At 70.6% G+C, this 18,685-nt stretch carries 17 protein-coding genes and 1 rRNA gene; 3 read left to right on the top strand and 15 right to left on the bottom strand.

Annotated elements, in window-relative coordinates:
• Positions 1–21: 21 nt before the first annotated feature.
• Together ACFYVR_RS25505 and ACFYVR_RS25510 are read right to left on the bottom strand one after the other, a co-directional pair.
• Positions 22–606 (bottom strand): hypothetical protein, encoded by a 585-nt coding sequence (locus ACFYVR_RS25505; protein ID WP_387478698.1) that lies wholly within the window; start codon positions 604–606, stop codon positions 22–24.
• 140 nt (positions 607–746) lie between these two features.
• Positions 747–950, bottom strand: coding sequence for a cold-shock protein (locus tag ACFYVR_RS25510; RefSeq protein WP_005515803.1), 204 nt, complete (start codon positions 948–950; stop codon positions 747–749).
• Positions 951–1,326: 376 nt separating this feature from the next.
• On the opposite strand from ACFYVR_RS25510, the gene ACFYVR_RS25515 reads away from it, so the two are divergent.
• The gene (locus ACFYVR_RS25515; RefSeq protein WP_387478701.1) at positions 1,327–3,648 is read left to right on the top strand and encodes a DEAD/DEAH box helicase; all 2,322 of its coding nucleotides are present in this window, start codon (positions 1,327–1,329) and stop codon (positions 3,646–3,648) included.
• A gap of 129 nt (positions 3,649–3,777) precedes the next feature.
• Here the strand turns inward: ACFYVR_RS25515 and ACFYVR_RS25520 are convergent, their stop codons facing one another.
• The 8 genes from ACFYVR_RS25520 to ssd form a co-directional block, all read right to left on the bottom strand.
• Positions 3,778–6,297, bottom strand: a complete 2,520-nt coding sequence (locus ACFYVR_RS25520) for a lysylphosphatidylglycerol synthase domain-containing protein (protein WP_387478703.1) — start codon at positions 6,295–6,297, stop codon at positions 3,778–3,780.
• 131 nt (positions 6,298–6,428) lie between these two features.
• Positions 6,429–6,779: an Rv3654c family TadE-like protein gene (locus tag ACFYVR_RS25525; protein ID WP_387478706.1), complete on the bottom strand. Its 351-nt coding sequence runs from the start codon at positions 6,777–6,779 to the stop codon at positions 6,429–6,431.
• Complete coding sequence (locus ACFYVR_RS25530) at positions 6,776–7,162, bottom strand: TadE family type IV pilus minor pilin (protein ID WP_387478738.1); 387 nt, start codon at positions 7,160–7,162, stop codon at positions 6,776–6,778. The genes ACFYVR_RS25525 and ACFYVR_RS25530 overlap by 4 nt, the downstream gene beginning before the upstream one ends.
• 44 nt (positions 7,163–7,206) lie before the next feature.
• On the bottom strand, positions 7,207–7,434 hold the full coding sequence (locus tag ACFYVR_RS25535; protein WP_387478709.1) for a DUF4244 domain-containing protein: 228 nt from the start codon (positions 7,432–7,434) through the stop codon (positions 7,207–7,209).
• Positions 7,435–7,488: 54 nt separating this feature from the next.
• Positions 7,489–8,073, bottom strand: a complete 585-nt coding sequence (locus ACFYVR_RS25540; protein ID WP_387478712.1) for a type II secretion system F family protein — start codon at positions 8,071–8,073, stop codon at positions 7,489–7,491.
• Complete coding sequence (locus tag ACFYVR_RS25545; protein WP_387478715.1) at positions 8,070–8,888, bottom strand: type II secretion system F family protein; 819 nt, start codon at positions 8,886–8,888, stop codon at positions 8,070–8,072. The genes ACFYVR_RS25540 and ACFYVR_RS25545 overlap by 4 nt, the downstream gene beginning before the upstream one ends.
• A complete protein-coding gene (locus tag ACFYVR_RS25550; protein ID WP_387478718.1) occupies positions 8,885–10,060 on the bottom strand; it encodes a TadA family conjugal transfer-associated ATPase in 1,176 nt (391 codons plus the stop codon). Before ACFYVR_RS25550 ends, ACFYVR_RS25545 begins: the two co-directional genes overlap by 4 nt.
• Positions 10,057–11,151, bottom strand: coding sequence for a septum site-determining protein Ssd (ssd, locus tag ACFYVR_RS25555; protein WP_387478721.1), 1,095 nt, complete (start codon positions 11,149–11,151; stop codon positions 10,057–10,059). The genes ACFYVR_RS25550 and ssd overlap by 4 nt, the downstream gene beginning before the upstream one ends.
• Before the next feature lie 418 nt (positions 11,152–11,569).
• Between ssd and ACFYVR_RS25560 the strand changes: the two genes are divergently transcribed.
• A complete protein-coding gene (locus ACFYVR_RS25560) occupies positions 11,570–12,388 on the top strand; it encodes an HAD-IB family hydrolase (protein WP_387478724.1) in 819 nt (272 codons plus the stop codon).
• 459 nt (positions 12,389–12,847) lie between these two features.
• Here the strand turns inward: ACFYVR_RS25560 and ACFYVR_RS25565 are convergent, their stop codons facing one another.
• On the bottom strand, positions 12,848–13,597 hold the full coding sequence (locus ACFYVR_RS25565) for an oxidoreductase (RefSeq protein ID WP_387478727.1): 750 nt from the start codon (positions 13,595–13,597) through the stop codon (positions 12,848–12,850).
• A gap of 11 nt (positions 13,598–13,608) precedes the next feature.
• Entirely contained in the window at positions 13,609–14,073 is a 465-nt protein-coding gene (locus tag ACFYVR_RS25570) for a VOC family protein (protein WP_387478730.1), read from the bottom strand.
• Positions 14,074–14,275: 202 nt separating this feature from the next.
• Between ACFYVR_RS25570 and acs the strand changes: the two genes are divergently transcribed.
• Entirely contained in the window at positions 14,276–16,219 is a 1,944-nt protein-coding gene (gene acs / locus ACFYVR_RS25575; RefSeq protein ID WP_387478732.1) for an acetate--CoA ligase, read from the top strand.
• A 60-nt stretch (positions 16,220–16,279) separates the two neighbouring features.
• Here acs and rocD read toward each other — a convergent pair whose 3' ends face one another.
• From rocD to rrf, 3 genes are all read right to left on the bottom strand, one after another.
• Positions 16,280–17,506, bottom strand: a complete 1,227-nt coding sequence (gene rocD, locus ACFYVR_RS25580) for an ornithine--oxo-acid transaminase (RefSeq protein ID WP_387478734.1) — start codon at positions 17,504–17,506, stop codon at positions 16,280–16,282.
• A complete protein-coding gene (gene ddaH, locus ACFYVR_RS25585) occupies positions 17,503–18,291 on the bottom strand; it encodes a dimethylargininase (protein WP_387478736.1) in 789 nt (262 codons plus the stop codon). Before ddaH ends, rocD begins: the two co-directional genes overlap by 4 nt.
• 300 nt (positions 18,292–18,591) lie before the next feature.
• Positions 18,592–18,685 (bottom strand): 5S ribosomal RNA (gene rrf, locus ACFYVR_RS25590); the annotation flags it as partial.

The following is an 18,685-nucleotide window of genomic DNA, read 5'->3' on the forward strand; positions in this document are numbered from 1 at the left end:
ATCAGTCCCGTGTCGACCGTTCTACACCCGAGGCCAGGCCGCCTCCGCGTCCGCCCCGGGCGGCGGATCCCCGATGCTCTCGACCAGCCGCAGCAGCCGACGGTGCCCGACGATCCGCAAACCCGGGGATGCGCCGCGAGTGCCGAACAGCGTCGGCGCGATGCCCGCCCTCATGAGTGACTGCGCGAGCACCGGATGGGTGTCCGGCGCGTGCGGATCGAGCCCGAGGACGAAGCGGTCGCCGTCGTTCTCGGCCCGCCCGGAGACGAGTGCCCAGGCCCGCAACGCGCGGGCGCCGGGCACCCAGCCGTCCGGCACGGCCTTGACGGCGCCACGGGTCCACCGCACGGCGAGCACGGCCAGCTCCGGGACCGACCCGGTGCGCACCAGCAGGTTGCCCTCGTCGGATCGGGTGATCTCCGCGACCAGTCCCGCATCCTCGATCATCTCGGCGATCGCCTCGGCCCGCCACCGGGCATCGACGACGGCGGACACCCGCGCACGGTCGGCCGCTGCGACGATCTGTCCGTGCCCCGCGAGCAGGCCGTCGAGGTCCGACACCTCGGGCGGCACCGTCTCGGCGGAGAAGAAGGACAGTTGATTCATCCCTCGGACAGTAGACCCGCCGCGGGCGGGATTTCAGCGCATAGGCGATGACCGCCACGGCTTCCGGCGACGAAAAAGACTCGTCCCCCGCCACCGATGGTGGCGGGGGACGAGCGATTCGTTCCCGAAGTCGGGGTGAATCAGATGGCGCGAACGCCGGTCGCCTGGGGACCCTTGGTGCCCTGGCCGACCTCGAACTCGACGCGCTGGTTCTCCTCGAGGGTGCGGAAGCCGCTGCCCTGGATCTCGGAGTAGTGAACGAAGACGTCGGCGGAACCATCCTCGGGAGCGATGAAGCCGAAGCCCTTCTCCGCGTTGAACCACTTCACAGTGCCCTGTGCCATGCTTTTCCTTCTCTTTCTAACACCGGATGCGGCGGACGGCGCTCACAGCCCACCGGGCCGGTTCCGACCGCTGTACCGCTGATTTCCCCCTCAGGAAAAGCATCGTGCACCGCGCTCGCAACATCGTCCTGCGAGCGCGTACACGAACACAGAAGCTGCGACCGAGTCTTAGTCAACCACGCTTCCCCCGACTGCAACAGTCGAAAAGCCAGAAAGAAATGATCTTGTTGCCATCTACCGGCCGGTAACCGCAGCTCAGAGCGGCTGGAAAGGCTCTCGTGGGGCCTCGGTAGGGCGTTGATCGGGGTCCACAGTACCATCAAAAGCCCAGGTCGGACGGTGTGACCTGGCCTACACAGAACACGGAGAACGGTAAGTGGGCGAGGGCTCGAGCTACGGACGCGAACTCCTCGGCCGTGTCCTCGCCGGCACCCCCGCCGCGGAGGACCCGCTCACCCACGTCGCCGACCTGCCCGCCCGCGAGTCCCGCTGCACCGACTGGCCCACCTGGGTACACCCCGACATCGTCGGCGCCGCGCGGGCACAGGGCATCACGTTGCCGTGGACGCACCAGGCGCGGGCCGCGAGCCACGCCGCCGCCGGAATGCACGTCGTCGTCGCAACCGGCACCGCGTCCGGCAAGTCCCTGGCCTACCAGCTGCCGGTGCTGACCGCACTCGCCGAGGATCCGCTGGCCACGGCGCTGTACCTCGCGCCGACCAAGGCGCTGGGCGCCGACCAGATCCGCGCCACCGTCGCCCTGTGCGATGCCGCGGACGCACTCGACGGCGTTCACCCCAGCGCCTTCGACGGCGACACACCGACCGAGGTCCGGCAGTGGGTGCGGGCGAACTCACGATGGGTGTTCACCAACCCCGACATGCTGCACGTCGGCATGCTGCGCTCGCACCAGCGCTGGTCCCACTTCTTCCGCCGGCTGCGGTACGTCGTGGTCGACGAATGCCATTCCTACCGAGGCGTGTTCGGATCGAACGTCGCACTGGTGCTGCGCCGGCTGCGCCGCATCGCCCGGCGGTACGCTGCCGACCCGGTTTTCGTGCTGGCCAGCGCCACCACCTCCGACCCCGGCGCAGCGGCGGCCCGGCTGATCGGAGCACCGTGCACCGAGGTCGTCGACGACGGGTCCCCGCACGGCCCGCGGACCGTCGCGCTGTGGGAGCCCCCGCTGCTCACCGAGGTGACCGGGGAGAACGGCGCCCCGGTCCGCCGGGCCGCGGGAAGCGAAGCGGCCCGGATCATGGCCGACCTGGTCGTCGAGGGCGCCCGGACGCTCACCTTCGTGCGATCGCGGCGAGGCGCCGAACTCACCGCGATGGGCACGAAACGGATTCTGGCCGAGGTCGATTCGGAACTGGTCGAACGGGTGGCCGCGTACCGCGCCGGCTACCTCGCCGAGGACCGACGCGAACTCGAGACCGCACTCGCCGACGGCACCCTCCTCGGTGCGGCCACCACCAACGCACTCGAACTGGGCGTCGACATCGCCGGGCTCGACGCAGTCGTGGTCGCGGGATTCCCCGGCACCGTCGCGTCGTTCTGGCAGCAGGCGGGCCGCTCGGGCCGCCGCGGCGAGGGGTCGCTGGTGGTGCTCGTCGCCCGGGACGACCCCCTCGACACCTATCTCGTGCACCATCCCGCGGCCCTGCTGGACAAACCGGTCGAGGCCACCGTCACCGATCCCACCAACCCGTTCGTCCTCGGACCCCAGCTGCTCTGCGCCGCAGCGGAACTGCCGCTCAGCGACGCCGAGGTCGACGCGTTCGACGCCCGCGCACTGCTCACCGATCTCGCCGCACAGGGCCTGATCCGACGCCGCGCCCACGGCTGGTTCGTCACCGCCGACTCCAATCCCCATGCCGCCGTGGACATCCGCGGCGGCATAGGCGTGCAGGTCGCGATCGTGGACGCCGACTCGGGCCGGTTGCTCGGCACCGTCGACGGCGGCCGCGCACCCGCCACCACCCACCCCGGCGCCGTCTACCTGCACCAGGGCGAGTCGTTCGTCGTCGACACCCTCGACCTCGACGAGGGTCTGGCCCTCGTGCACGCCGAGGCCCCCGAGTGGACCACCTCGGCCCGCGAGACCACCGACATCGTCGTCACCTCGGTGATCGAGCACCGCGACCACGGCGAGGTGTCGACCGCGCTGGTCGAGGTCGAGGTCACCCACCAGGTCGTCGGGTACCTGCGTCGTCTGCCGTCCGGTGAGGTGCTGGACTCCGTCGAGCTGGACATGCCCGCACAGACCCTCCCCACGCGTGCCGTGATGTACACGGCGACACCGGAACTGCTCGAATCCGCGGGTGTCCCGCCCGACCGGTTCCCCGGGGCACTGCACGCCGCCGAGCACGCCGCCATCGGTCTGCTGCCCCTGGTTGCGACGTGCGACCGCGGCGACATCGGCGGGGTCTCCACAGCGCTGCACGCGGACACCGGACTGCCCACGGTGTTCGTGTACGACGGGCACCCGGGCGGTGCCGGTTTCGCCGACCGCGGCCACGCGCGGCTGACGCAGTGGCTGACGGCCACCCGTGACGCGATCGACGCGTGCGAGTGCGCCGCCGGCTGCCCGTCGTGCGTGCAGTCCCCCAAGTGCGGCAACGGGAACAACCCGCTCGACAAGGAGGCCGCCGTGCGCCTGCTCACCGCGGTCCTCGGCACACTCCCCCCGGGCTGAACGCCCCCTTCGTACGCACCAACGACATGAAGGTGACCTTCGGCCATTTCCCGTGGGACGGCTGAAGGGCACCTTCCTTCGCATCAGCGACATGAAGGTGACCTTCAGCCGTTCGTGAAGGTGCGCGGGTCAGACGAGGTCGTTGTTCTGCAGCCAGCGCAGGGTGGGCCATCCGATCGCGACGGGGAGCCAGCAGGTCAGGACCCGGTACAGCAGGACGGCGGGGACCGCGACCGCGGTCGGGACGCCGAAGGCGGCGAGACCACCGATCAGCGCGGCCTCGACCGCGCCCACGCCGCCGGGGGTCGGCGCTGCCGAGGCGAGGGTGCCGCCGATCATCGTCACGATGGTGACGGTGACGAACGCGACGTCGCCGCCGAACGCCTCGACGCTGGCCCACAGCGCCAGGGCCGCACCGAGAGTGGTTGCCGCACAGCCGCCGACGATGATGAGGAACCGTCCGGGGTCGCGTGCCAGGTCGACGAGTTCGGTGGTCAGGTCGGCGATCTGCGGACGCAGTTCGTCGCGGAGCCAGCGACGCAACTTCGGCACCACCATGAATGCGCCGACACCGCCGAGCAGCAGCCCGACGATCAGGTAGATGACCGTGGCGCTGGGGATGAAGTGCGACAGGTCCGCGTTCCTTCCCGCGGCGACGCTGAACACGACCAGCAGGCCGATGTGGGTGACCACCTGCACCGTCTGTTGCAGCGCGACCGCGGCGGTGGCCCGCACGCCGCCGAGCCCGTTCTGGGTCAGGAAGCGCACGCTCAGCGCCAGGCCACCGACGCCCGCGGGGGTGGTGGTGGCGGCGAAGGTGTTCGCGAACTGCATGACCGTCAGGTGCCGGAAGTTCACGGTCTCGGTGGCACACGCCCACAGCGCCGCGGCGGCCCCGATGTACGTCAGGCCGGACACCAGCAGCCCGAGCAACACCCACCACCAGATCACCGACCCCATCTCGGTGACGAACGTCGGCACCTGGCTGACGAACGGGTAGGCGACGTAGACCAGGCCGATGAGCAGGACCAACTGGATCAACTGGTTCCGCGAGAAGCGGGTGACGCGCTCGTCGCGGATCACCTCGGTGTCCGTCTGGGTCCTGACCTCGGCGCGCGTGGCGCTCATCAGGGTGGACGGTTCACGCACCGCCTTCCGGATGCGGCTGGGCATCGCGGTGCGGGTCAGGCGGCCGGACGCCGCGATCACCCGGTCCGCACCGAACGCGTCGACGGCCGCAGCGACCGCCCGCTCGGCGCCGAACAGGTCGGCGGTGACCAGCAGCAGTTGCGCGACATCGGACAGCAGCAGCGAGTCGGACGCTCCCACCTCCGATCGAGCGAAACCGTCGAACAGGGCCACGCCGTCGTCGATCCGGATGTGCTCGGGACGGAGGTCACCGTGACAGATCTGCCGTGAGTGCAAGCGCCGCAAGCCCTCCCAGACGGCATCGAGCTGCGAGGGGTCGTACCGGTTCAGGGTGGCACCGCGTGACGTCGAGTGCGCGTACAGCATCCACCCACGGTCGAGGACGGACACCGTGACGGGAACCGCCGCCGACAGGTCGATCGCGTCGAACGCGGTGGCCATCAGCGCGCGGTGTTCGACGGCCCGGCGCAGGGACGCGAAGGGCGGTGGGTTCTCCGAGCTTCGCAGCGTCAGCCACCGGCCCGCCTGCCGGACCACGCCGTCGGTGCGCTGGTGCTGACCGAACAGGTCGAGGACGAGCACCGTCTCCGCATCGGGCGGGCCCGGTTCGGTGGTGTCGGGCCGGGACGCCGCGGCCGGCACGGTGGCCTGGGGCGCCGTGGCCTGCACGGTGGCCTGGGGCGCCGCGGCCTGCACAGTGGGCGGGAACGGCCCGTGGCCGACGGCGAGCCCGCGGTCGACCCGGCAGCGCGCGGCCAGGACCAGGGGCCCGGGCCCGGCCGGGCTGAGCACGGTCAGCTCCTGAACGCCGCGTCCACGCCGGCCCAGGACCCGCAGGGCGAGATCGACGGGGACCTCGAGCGCGGGTGTGCCGACGAACAGCACAACGAGGGCTCCGACGAACCAGCCGACGGTCAGCCCGAGCATCGCGCGGGCCGGGACAACGGCACTGACGAACAGGTGGATCGGCACGAACGCCAACAGCAGCACCCACCACAGCCGGCGCCACCGCGGCGGCAGCCACGGCCCGCACACCGTCAACACGGCGGCGAGCATCGCGATCCACCGCGAGTCGTCGAGGAACTGGGACAGGAAGGTGTCGAGCTGGGAGTTCAGGTCCAGGTGCCACTGCGGTGCCGCGATCCCGTTGCCGGTGATCGACAGCGCCACCCCCGCGATCAGCGCCGCGGCCGCGTATCCGGCGAGCAGCTTCCAGCGTCGTCCGAAGACCATGCCGAGCAGGACCGCGAACGGCAGGGCCAGGATCGCGACCCCGTAGAGCGAGTAGATGCGGTTCGACCACTCCGGGGACGCGACCCCGATCAGGTCGGAGATCGAGTTCTCCACCGACTCCCAACGGCCGCGGGTGACGTACGAGACGACGATCACCGCGACCACGCACAGCCCGGACAACGCCACCCGGAGCTGGTCGCTGGTGCGGCGCCGCAGCGGTTGCAGCAGGCTGCCGTGAACCGGGATCTCTCTGCCGTCGACCTTCACGCCACGCCTCGTCCGCCGCACGTACACGGTGGTCGCGGCGTGGGTCGGTCCGGAATGCTCACAGGACGAATCCTGCCATTGACGGTTCCGGGCCCCGACAACGCTCTGTGCGTGTTGCACATCGGCCGCGATCAGGCACCCTCGTCGGGTCCGGCGCGGGCCGACGCCGACGCCGAGTCGGCGACGATCGCCACCGGTACCGGCACCGTCACCGTCAGCACCACGTCCCAGCCCTCGAGTCGGCACTGCACCACCGCGGCACCCATGCGGGCGGTCACGTCCCGGGCGGTGACGCAGGCCCGGTCCAGCCCGTGCGTCGCCATCGACGCGGCCGCCAGTGCCCCGAGGTCGGCGGCGGCCTGGGCGCGGTGCCGGGCGACGACGGCCGCCCCGAGATGGCACACCGTCAACGCCAGCGCGATCAGCGCCAACACGGCGAAGCAGGCCAGGACACTCGCCGACCCCCGCTCGTCCCTTCTCACCGCACCCCCGATTCGGTGTCGCCCGCGCCCTCCACCACCGCCACCGCCTCCGCGGACAGGTCGAGCGCGGGCAGAAGGGCCGCGTCCACGGTGACGCGAGCGACCACGTGTCCCCCGTCCTCGCGGACCTCGATCCGCGCACCCGCGGGGGCGACCCTCCGCGCGGCGGCCACCGCCTCGTCCCCGTCGCCTCGGGCCACCAGACGCGCCGCTTCGCGCGCCGCGTCGATGCAGCGAATCTGCGCGGTGGCCGCGAGTACGGCACCGACACAGAGCGTCACCACCACGACGATCGACGCCAAGGCGATCGCCGCCTCGACGGTGACCGCGCCCCGATCGTCCGTGACTGCGCCACCATCGGCGGCAACCGCGCCACCATCGATGGAAACCGCGCCACCATCGATGGAAACCGGGGCCCGACCCGCGGCTACACCGCCGTGTTCAGTGCCTTGTCGATGATGTTCGTCAGTGCGGTGACGATGGAATCCCCGGTGACCACCGAGTACAGGACGGCACCGAAGGCCGCCGCGGCGATGGTCCCGATTGCATACTCCGCCGTCGACATGCCGTCGTCGGTGACCGCCGCCACCATCACCCGACGGCGCAACTCCCTCAGCCCCGCGCTGAACGTCCCCCGCACTCCCCTGTCCGACATGGCTTTCCCCCTTCATCTTCGTCGCGGCCGTTCCGCGACGACGTTCGGTTGCCCTCACAGCAGGCCGTCCCCGAGCACCCGGGTCGCGAGACCGATCACGACCGGCACGATGCCCAGGCACAGGAATGCCGGCAGAAAGCACAGTCCGAGCGGCCCGCTGATCAGGACTCCCGCCCGCTCCGCTGCAGCGGAACCTCGTTCCTCGACGGCGATGCGCTGCTCGGCGGCGAGTTCGGTCATCGCGTCGGCGAGGGCGACCCCGGACCGGGCCGATCGCCTGGCCATCCGCGCCAGCGCTTCGGTCTCGGGATGCGCACCGGCCCGGTGCCAGGCGACCTCCGCCTCGGCGCCCAACGCCAGGAGGTTCGCGGCCTGCCGGAGCACACCGGCGAGTGGTTCCGGGGCGTGTTCGGCGACCGCGGTGGCCGCGGCCGGAACCGGCAGACCCGACCGCATGCACGCCGCGAGCAGGTCGTAGCTGCCCGCGCCCGCCAACGGATCCGGATCCCGTCGGGCCGGGGACGCCGGTCTCGGCCCGGACACCGCACCTGCTCGCGCCCGCAACCGGCCGGCGACGGGAGCGGTTCCCGGTGCGGCGAGCAGGGCCGCCGCGAGCGTGAGAGCCGCCGCCGCGGTCATGCCGTCACCCGCTGGGTGATGTGGTCGGTCCACAGCAGACCGGCACAGGCGAGACCGGTCCCGACGACGAGGAGAACGCCGCCGATCCCGCCGCCGAGCAGTACCCGTAGCGGCGCCGCTCCCATCATCTGCCCGAGTGCCACGCCGAGCAGTGGCAGCCCCGCGAGCACGGCCGCGGTGGCCCGCGCACCCGCCATCCCGGATTCGACGCGGGACCGGAACCGCAACCGTGCCAACAGATCCGATCTCGCCGCGTCGAGCAGGTCCGCCAGCGCGATACCGTGCCGCTCCGCGATCCGCCACGCCGCCGCGACGCGATGGACGTCGCGCGCGATCGCATCGCCGTCGCGGCCACGACGTCCGGCGCCCGCGACCAGCCCCTCCGCCGCGCTGCCGCCGAGGCCGGCCGTCGCTGCCGCACCCCGGAACGACTCTGCCACAGCATCTTTCACTTCCTCGGCCGCAGCTGTGCAGGCAACGGCGGGATGGGCACCGACTCGCAGCTCCGCGACCACGACTTCCAGGCCGGCGAGCAGCGCCCGCTGTTCCCGATCTCGTCGACGGGCGCGGCCACGTCGCCGAAGTCGATACGCGACGGTGCCCACGGTGACCGCGCCCGCGATGCCCACGCCCGGCCCGGCCAGCACGGCGAGGACAGCCACCGCGACCGAGACGGCGCGCACTCCCACCCGAGCCGGCGCCCGCCACCCCGTCCCGAGACGCAGCCCGGAATCACTCGGCTGCAGCCGTTTTCGGGTCGCCGATGCAGGCGCCACCAGGAGGGCCAGCCCCACGGCCACGAGCGCCGCACTCACGACCGCGTCCGGTCCAGCAGGGCGTCGAGACGATCCGCGCCCGGCCCCCGACCGGACTGCCTGCTCCACGCCGGTACCACGATCACCTCGTTCACGGAAGGTCTTTCCAGCACGGCGATCTCGACCAGAGCACGGCTTCCGTCCGGGTCACGACGGCAGTGCAACACCACCTGGACCGCGGCCGCGAGCTGACTGTGCAGGGCGGCGCGATCCATCCCGCCGAGCGCCGCGAGCGCCTCCAGTCGGGCCGGAACCTCTTCCGGCGAATTGGCGTGCACGGTGCCGGCGCCGCCGTCGTGCCCCGTGTTCAGCGCCGTCAGCAGGTCGACGACTTCGGCGCCCCGAACCTCACCGACCACGATGCGGTCCGGTCGCATCCGCAGCGCCTGGCGAACCAGGTGGCGAACCGAAACCTCGCCGGCACCTTCGACGTTGGCCGCACGCGCGACCAGGCGCACCACGTGCGGGTGTGCCGGCGCGAGCTCCGCCGCATCCTCGACGCACACGATCCGCTCGCGCGCCGACACCGTCGCGAGCAGCGCGGCCAGCAACGTCGTCTTCCCGGCGCCCGTGCCGCCGACGACCAGGAACGCGAGCCTGCCCGCCACGACGGACCGCAGGATCCGGTACGACTCCGGCGTCAGCGTACCCGTCCGGAGCAACGCATCGAGACCCTGGGTGGCCGGACGCAGCACCCGTAGCGACAGGCAGGTGCCCGCCTGCGACACCGGGGGCAGCACCGCGTGCAACCGCACCCCGAAATCGGTACCGGGAGTGCCGGGTAGCCGCCCGTCCACCCACGGCTGCGCGTCGTCGAGGCGCCGGCCGGCGGCGAGGGCGAGCCGCTGGGCGAGCCTGCGGACGGCGGCCTCGTCCGCGAATTCCACGTCCGCGCGTTCGAGTCCGTGTCCGCGGTCGACCCAGACCGCGTCGGGCGCGGTGACCAACACGTCCGAGACGTCGGGTTGGCCGAGCAGCGGTTCGAGCACACCCGCCCCGGTCAGTTCGGTCTGCAGCGTGCGCAACGCGGCGAGGAGGTCGGTGTCTCCGAGTACGCCGGACGATTCCGCGCGGATCGCGGCGGCCACCGCGGCCGGCGTGGGGGTGTCGGAGTTCTGGGCGAGACGTCCGCGGACCCGGTCGAGGAGTTCGGCGGAGACCAGTGCGCTCATGCCGCGGTCCCTCCGGCGTCGAGCACGTCGAGGATCGCGCCGGCAGCCCGGCGCAGCGGCGAACGTCGGCCCAGTCGCAGTCCACCCCGCTCGAGCGCGGCGTCGAGACCGGACTCCGGACGGAGTGTCGCGAGCAGCGGGACCCCCAGCAACCCGGCGATCTCGGGTCCGCGGAGCCCACCCGGGGACGGCCCCCTGACCACCGCGACGACGTTCGGGTGGATCTCCCGGACCGTCGCGATCAACGCCTCCGCGGCAGCGACGGCGCGGACCTGCGCTCGCACCAGTACGACGACGAGGTCGGCCAGCCCGAGCGCGACCTGCGTGATTCCGTCGACCTGGCGCGGGACGTCACACACCACGACGTCACCGGCGGCGCGACCGGCATCGACGACGGCGGTCAGCGCCGCCGCGCCCGGTTCGGCTGCGGTGCGGCCGCGGCCGAAGGACAGGACCGATATCCCGTCACCCGCGTTCGGCAGCGCACCGTGCAGCGCATCGGCCGACACCGCACCGCCTTCGATGACCAGGGACCGCCACCGAAGCCCCGGCCGGTGTTCGGCCCCGACCAGCAGATCGAGCCCGCCGCCCTGCGGGTCGCAGTCGACGAGCAGCGCCCGCCTCCCCGGGTGGCGTGACCGGCAGGTCAGGGCGAGCGCCGCGGACAGGGTGGACGCGCCCGCGCCGCCGCGTCCACCGATCACCGCGACGACCGCGCCCCGGCCGTCCACGCGTCCCTCCGCTCGGCGGGTGAGGGCGGCCACCAGATCCGCCTCACCCGAGGGCAGGGCAAGGACGGATTCCGCACCGACCGCGGCGGCGGCCCGCCACTCGATCAGTCCCGGGGTCGCCGGGCAGACCAGGTGGACCGCGCCGCGTCGCGGCAGGCCGGCCTCCGCGCTGTCGTGCGCGGAGGCCGGGTCCAGCACGATGCGCGGGGCGTCGACCCAGGTCCGGCGCGGTACGGGTGCGACGAGTTCGAGGACGTCGCGGTCCGCTGCGGCGGCAGCCCGGCGGACACCGGCCGCCAGGTCGGCGTCCCGGATCAGAGCGAGAACCTGTGGGGGTGGTCCGTCCGTGATCGTCTTCATGGACCGAGCGTGCTCGTCCACGCCGCCGCCCGACAGGGGCGGATGCCTGAATGTGGACAACTCTCGGGTTTGTCCACAGCACAGCGAGGTCTGTTGCCGGGCCGCCCGAGTCCTGCTACCGACGCTCCGTCGACGGGCGGCGAGATGCACTCTCCGACAGAGCACGTCACGGCTGGAGACAGAGAAGACCCCCGCCAGGGGGGGGAGGAGGCGGGGGTCTTCGGAGTTCAGTCCCGGGGGGTCGGACTGAACACACCTAGATCACGTCCAGGTGTTTTCGATACTACACCCCATCTCGAAAAAAGTCGCAACTTCAACTGGTCGTACGTCCAGGTGTTTGATCGACGCAACGTCGACGACCGGCCCGGGTCGGCGCCGCCCGGACGGCGTCGACACCGCAACCGCCTATCCTGTACGTGTGACGGCGAATACGCACGTATCTTCCGCAAATCGGCCGGTGGCCGCCTTCTTCGACCTCGACAAGACCATCATCGCGAAGTCCAGCACCCTGGCGTTCAGCCGGCCCTTCTTCGACCAGGGCCTGATCAACCGACGTTCGGTGCTCAAGAGCAGCTACGCCCAGTTCCTCTTCCTGTTCTCCGGCGCCGACCACGACCAGACGGAACGGATGCGAACCCACCTGACCAACATGTGCGCCGGATGGGACGTCGACCAGGTTCGGGCGATCGTGGCCGAGACCCTCCACGACATCGTCGACCCCCTCGTGTTCGCGGAAGCCGCGGATCTCATCGCCGACCACAAGGCGCGCGGCCATGACGTGGTCGTGGTGTCGGCGTCCGGCGAGGAGGTGGTGACGCCGATCGCCAGGATGGTCGGTGCCGATCACTCGGCGGCCACCCGGATGACGGTCGAGAACGGGAAGTTCACCGGAGGCCTCGACTTCTACTGCTACGGCGACGGCAAGGCCGATGTGATCCGGGAACTCGCCGCCGTCCACGGATACGATCTCACGCGCTGCTTCGCCTACTCCGACTCGTCGACGGATCTGCCGATGCTCGACGCGGTAGGACATCCCACCGCTGTCAACCCGGACCGCTCGTTACGCAAGATCGCAGCCGAAAAAGGTTGGCCTATGCTGACTTTCTCGAACCCGGTCCCGCTGCGCGCACGGATCCCGGCCACCTCGTCCCCGACCACGACGACCACCCTCGCAGTCGGAGTCGCCGCCGTTCTCGCCGGCGCGCTTACGTACGGAGTACTACGCCGCAAGCGCTGACACACCCCGAAAATCCAGTCCGGATCAAGCGCAGTTTCCTCTTGATGTACGACCGGTCACAGGGTACAAAGGAGTTACGGACGAACGAGAGGCCAGGATCGAATCGGAAGAGAAGAGTCGATCCCCCGAACGGGAAATCCCAGCACGGACACCAGGCACCCACGCGGAGCACAAGCCACTATAAGGGCAGAGTCGTTGTGGGCCTGCGTGACTCGGGCACACGTTGGCGAGAACCTTGCACAAGTTGCAGAGGCGAACCGACGGTACACGAGCCCACGCCGAGGCCGGATCACAGGCCATATTGCACGCTTGGTAACCAGGTAGTCCGTGCTAGCGGGCGACGAGACCGGCGACAGTCGGTATCGCCGCCCGCTTCGTATGTGGCCGCAACGTCGTGTGCCGCAACGCTTTTGACCAACGGTCGCTCGCCGAGCCACACCACCGCCGACGACGGACCTGTCAGCCCGCAGCGGCCTCCGCGATCGAAAGCGCTTCTCGGGCACCAGCTTCGAGTGCACCGCAACACAGGATCACCCAGCCGCCGACGCCCTCGACCGTGCCCGACGCGAACCCGGCCGCGGCGTCCCGGTAGGCAGCCTGGCGACGGAGCCAACTGACCTCGGGGACACCCAGATTGTGCGGATCGAGCCCGGTGGAGACCGCGACGAGCCGGGACGCGGCGCGGGCGACGACACCGTCACCCGTACCGAACGGTCGCAGCGCCAGCAATTCTCCGTGAACCACCGCGGCGAGCACCGGCGCGGGTGCCTGCGTCCCGCCGGTGACCAGTTGCCCGAGGAGGTCGAGCCGCTCTCCGATGTCCGGCGCGGACCTCGGCCGACCCAGTTCGGACTCGTCGTCGACCAGGCCCGCCGCGGCCAGCAGGTGCAGTCTGGCCAGCGTCTGCAGCGGTGCCCGCTGCCACGTCGCGACCGTGTTCGTCAGCGCGTCGCCGTCGAGCGCCTGCCCGACCCGCAGCGCACCGGTCAGGATCGGGTCCCCGACCTCACCCGCCGCGGGCAGTTCGGTGCTGCCGCCGTCGATGGACGCCGACGCCCGGGCGGCACGCACGGAGGCCTCGGCCGCCGTCGTCGGCCATCCACGACGATTAGTCTTGTGCCGATGAACCTCCCCGAGCGCATCGCGGGCACGATCCGCGGCGTCGCGTACACCGGGCAGGTCCACCAGGGGCTGGAGAGGGTCGGTCACGCCGGTCAACGCTACCCGGTGCCGTCGGTCTCCCCCACCGCGCCGATCGTGACCCGACCGTCCGGATGCACGACGAGGCCCGGATTGTGGGCGATCTCCCAGCGGTACCCGTCCGGGTCCGCGAAGTACCCGCTGTAGCCACCCCAGTCGCGCCGGGCACCGGGTACGAGGACCGAACCTCCCGCCTGGGCCGCCGCGGCGAGCACCGCGTCGACCTCGGCCTCGTCGGCGACGTTGTGGCCGAGGGTGATCGGAGCCCGGCCCTGTTCACCGGATGCCGGTGCGGTGGGACCGGCCTCGGCCACCATCGCCGAAGCCGACCACAGCCCCAGCACGACGCCGCCTCCCACCTGAAGGAACAGCACCTCTCCCGGCACGTGCAGCGTCGGCACCCATCCCAGGCCGTCGACGTAGAAGGTGTACGCGCGTTCCACGTCGGCGACGCCGAGCGTGATGACGTTCACATGTTGTCGCATACTCCCACCCAACCACCCCGGACGTTCTTGTAAGTTTCGGTCACTCGTCGCGAACGGCCACCGCCGGTCGCGCGAAACCGACCGGTCGCCGCAGGAGCGAGGGTTGCAGCGGGATGCAACGATGCGCTCGTCATCCCATGTGACTACCCTCACAACTGCGCCGACGGACGCACTACGACACCGAAATGAGGGTACGGGCGACATGACGAGCACCGCCGACACCAACTCCACCGAGCACGGGTCCGAGAGTTACCCGCCGAGCCCCGAGTTCGCCGCGCAGGCGAATGCCGGACCGGAGTTGCAGGCGGCGGCGGATGCGGACCGGCTCGGCTTCTGGGACACCCAGGCCAAGCGTCTGGACTGGGCGACGCCGTGGTCGCAGGTGCTGGACTGGTCGGATGCCCCGGTCGCGAAGTGGTTCGTCGGCGGCTCGTTGAACGTGGCGTACAACTGCGTCGACCGCCACGTGCTGGCCGGCAACGGCGACCGCGTCGCCATCCACTTCGAAGGCGAACCCGGTGATTCCCGGTCCCTGACCTACAACGATCTGCTCGCCGAGGTCTCGAAGGCCGCGAACGCCTTCACCGACCTCGGCCTGGTCGCCGGCGACCGCGTCGCCATCTACATGCCGATGATCCCCGAGGCGATCGTGACCATGCTCGCCTGCGCCCGCCTCGGCCTGACCCACTCGGTGGTCTTCGCCGGGTTCTCCGCCACCGCCCTGCGTTCACGCATCGACGACGCGCAGGCCAAGCTCGTCGTCACCGTCGACGGACAGTGGCGACGCGGACAGGCCGCGCCCCTCAAGCCCGCCGTCGACGAAGCGGTCGACGGCGCCGACTCCGTGCAGCACGTCCTGGTCGTCAAGCGCACGGGCATCGACACCGACATCACCGACGGCCGGGATCTGTGGTGGCACGAGACCGTCGAGAAGGCGTCGCCCGAGCACGAGGCGCAGGCGTTCGACGCCGAACACCCGCTGTTCATCCTCTACACCTCCGGCACCACCGGAAAGCCGAAGGGCATCATCCACACCTCCGGCGGGTACCTGACCCAGGCCTCCTACACCCACCACAACGTCTTCGACCACAAGGCCGGGCGCGACGTGTACTGGTGCACCGCCGACATCGGCTGGGTCACCGGCCACTCCTACATCGTCTACGGGCCGCTGGCGAACGGCGTCACCCAGGTCGTCTACGAGGGCACCCCCAACTCCCCCACCGAGCACCGGCACTTCGAGATCATCGAAAAGTACGGCGTCACCATCTACTACACCGCCCCCACGCTGGTGCGCACCTTCATGAAGTGGGGCCGCGAGATCCCCGACGCCCACGACCTGTCCTCGATCCGCCTCCTCGGCTCCGTCGGCGAGCCGATCAACCCCGAGGCGTGGCGCTGGTTCCGCGACGTCATCGGCGCCGGCACCGCCCCCATCGTCGACACCTGGTGGCAGACCGAGACCGGCGCCATCATGATCTCCCCGCTGCCGGGTGTCACCGCCACCAAGCCCGGCTCGGCGATGGCACCACTGCCCGGCATCTCCGCCAAGATCGTCGACGACGAAGCGAAGCCGCTCGGCGCCGGCGGTAACGGATACCTCGTCCTCGACCAGCCGTGGCCGTCGATGCTGCGCGGCATCTGGGGCGACATGGACCGCTACCGCGACACCTACTGGTCCCGCTACGCCGAAGAGGGCTGGTACTTCGCCGGAGACGGCGCCAAGTACGACGACGACGGCGCCCTGTGGGTCCTCGGCCGCGTCGACGACGTCATGAACGTCTCCGGCCACCGCATCTCCACCTCCGAGGTCGAATCCGCACTCGTCGGGCACCATTCGATCGCCGAAGCCGCCGTCGTCGGCGCCGCCGACGAGACCACCGGGCAGGGCATCGTCGCGTTCGTCATCCTCCGCGAAGGCGCCGAGAACACCGGCGACACCCTCATCGCGGAACTGCGCGCCCAGGTCTCCACCGAGATCTCCCCCATCGCCAAACCCCGCCAGATCACCGTCGTCCCCGAACTGCCGAAGACCCGCTCCGGCAAGATCATGCGACGCCTGCTCCGCGACATCGCCGAAGGACGCGACCTCGGCGACACCTCCACCCTCGTCGACCCCAAGGTCTTCGACGCCATCCGCGGCAAGTAGCGGCGCGCGGTCGAGACCACCGTCCCCTCGTCCCCCGACGGGCCGAGGGGACGGTGGTTTTCACCCGGTCGGTCGCAGACTGTCCGCCAATTGCTCAACTGCCCAATCGATCTCGTCGCGCTCGACCACGAGCGGCGGCGCCAGCCTGATCGTGCCCTCGTGTGCGTCCTTGGCGAGGACCCGCCGCGCCAGGAGGCGTTCGCACACCGTCCGGGCCGACGGCCCACCCGGCGCCAGTTCGACACCGGCCCACAGCCCACGCCCACGCACCTGCGTCACCACGTCCGCGGGCAGTGTGGCGAGCAACGAATGCATGTGTTCCCCCAGCTCCCGGCTGCGGCTCTGGAACTCGCCGGTCTCGAGCATCCGCACCACCTCGGTGGCCACCGCGCAGGCGAGGGGGTTACCACCGAAAGTGCTGCCGTGCTGGCCCGGACCGATCACACCCATCACCGGCCAGTCCGCGACGACGGCCGAGACCGGAACGATGCCACCGCCCAAGGCTTTCCCGAGGATGTAGACGTCCGGGACGACCCCCTCGTGTTCGCAAGCGAAGGTCTCGCCGGTGCGCCCGAGCCCGCTCTGGATCTCGTCCGCCACCATCAGAATGCCGTGCTCGTCGCACAGCGCACGGACCGCCGCGAGAAAGCCGTCCGGGGGCACGAGCACCCCCGCCTCGCCCTGGATCGGTTCGAGGAGAACCGCCACCGTGTTCGCGGTGACGGCAGCGGCGACTGCGTCGATGTCGCCGTACGGAACGGTCCGGAACCCCGGAGGGTACGGGCCGAAGCCCCCGCGGGCGTCCGGGTCGGTGGAGAAACCGACGATGGCGATGGTCCGGCCGTGGAAGTTGCCGTCGAACGTGATGATCTCCGCGCGGTCGGGTTCGACGCCCTTGACGTCGTATCCCCACTTGCGGGACAGTTTGATCGCCGTCTCCACGGCCTCGGCACCGGTGTTCATCGGCAGCACAGCGTCTTTCCCACACAATCCGGTGACCGCCGCACAGAAGTCCGCGAACAGGGCGTGCTGGAACGCACGGCTGGTGAGCGTCAACCGACCGACTTGAGCCTGTGCCACCGTAACGAGCCTCGGGTGGGCGTGCCCGAAGTTCAGCGCGGAGTAGCCCGCCAGGAGATCCAGGTACTCGACGCCGTCGATGTCCCGGGCCCAGGCGCCGCGCGCCGACGCGAGCACCACGGGCAGCGGGTGGTAGTTGTGGGCGCTGTGCCCGTCCGCGCGGGCGAGCTCCGCCGCGGTCCGCGAGGGCGCCGCCGCGCCGCTCACGGCTGGATCCGCTCCGCTGGGGCCGGCGGCGTCCACCCCCGAAGTTCCAGGGTGCAGCACTTGATCCCGCCACCCGACTTGAGGAACTCCGACATGTCCACGGGCACCGGGTTGTACCCGCGGGAGCGCACCTGCTCAGCGAGACCGGTTGCCTGCGAGGCCAATACGACGTTGTGGCCATCACTGACCAGGTTGAGCCCGAGGAAACGGGTGTCGTCCTCGGTCGCGATGATCGCGTCCGGAAACATCGCGCGTAGCAGCGTGACGCTACGGTCGTCGAAGGCCGACGGCAGGTAGGCGATCGTGTGGTCGTCGAGGACACCCATCGCGGTGTTGAGGTGGTAGTAGCGCGGGTCCGTCAGCCTCACCGTCGCCACACGCCGGCGAAGATGCCACTCGGCTTCCGCGTGCGCCCGCTCGTCCGTTCGAAATCCGGTTCCCGCGAAGATCATGTCGCCGACGACGAGAAGGTCTCCTTCTCCTTCGTTGACGTAGTTCGGTGCGACGATCCGCCGCAGGCCGTTCTCCTCGAACCAGCGCAGCACGTGTGCCGCCTCGGGACCGCGCTGCTCGGTGCGGTACCTGGCCCCCAACGCGACGCCGTCGACAACCACCCCGCTGTCGGTCACGAACACCATGTCGGGCAGACCGGGGACGGGGTCGATCAGATGCACATGGTGCCCGAGGTCGCGATAGGTGTCGACGAGCGTCTGCCACTGACGCTGCGCGAGTTCGACATCCACCGGTGTTCCGGGATCCATCCAGTCGTTGATGCTGTACGTCACGTCGAAATAGGTCGGTGGACACATCAGATACTCGCGGCACGGCCGGGGCGTCAGCGATTCCGGAACGGATCTCGATGTCAACGTCATCTGAGTGCCCCCTCGTGCCGGTTTCGCCAGTATCCGCGCTACAGCCGGACAGTGCCAACAGATACGCGCAGTTTCCGCCCCCACCCTTCCGGCTGACGGTGGCCTTCGTGCGGGTCACGCGTACGAAGGCCACCCTCACCCCGGGGAAGGGTGGAGGGGCGGGAAACGACGAGAGCCCCCCGACCGATGGTCGGGGGGCTCTCGTGAAATTGTGTACGGCGGTGTCCTACTCTCCCACACCCTGTCGAGTGCAGTACCATCGGCGCTGGAGGGCTTAGCTTCCGGGTTCGGAATGGGACCGGGCGTT

This window comes from Rhodococcus sp. NPDC003318 (genome assembly GCF_042879035.1).
Lineage (GTDB): Bacteria > Actinomycetota > Actinomycetes > Mycobacteriales > Mycobacteriaceae > Rhodococcus_G.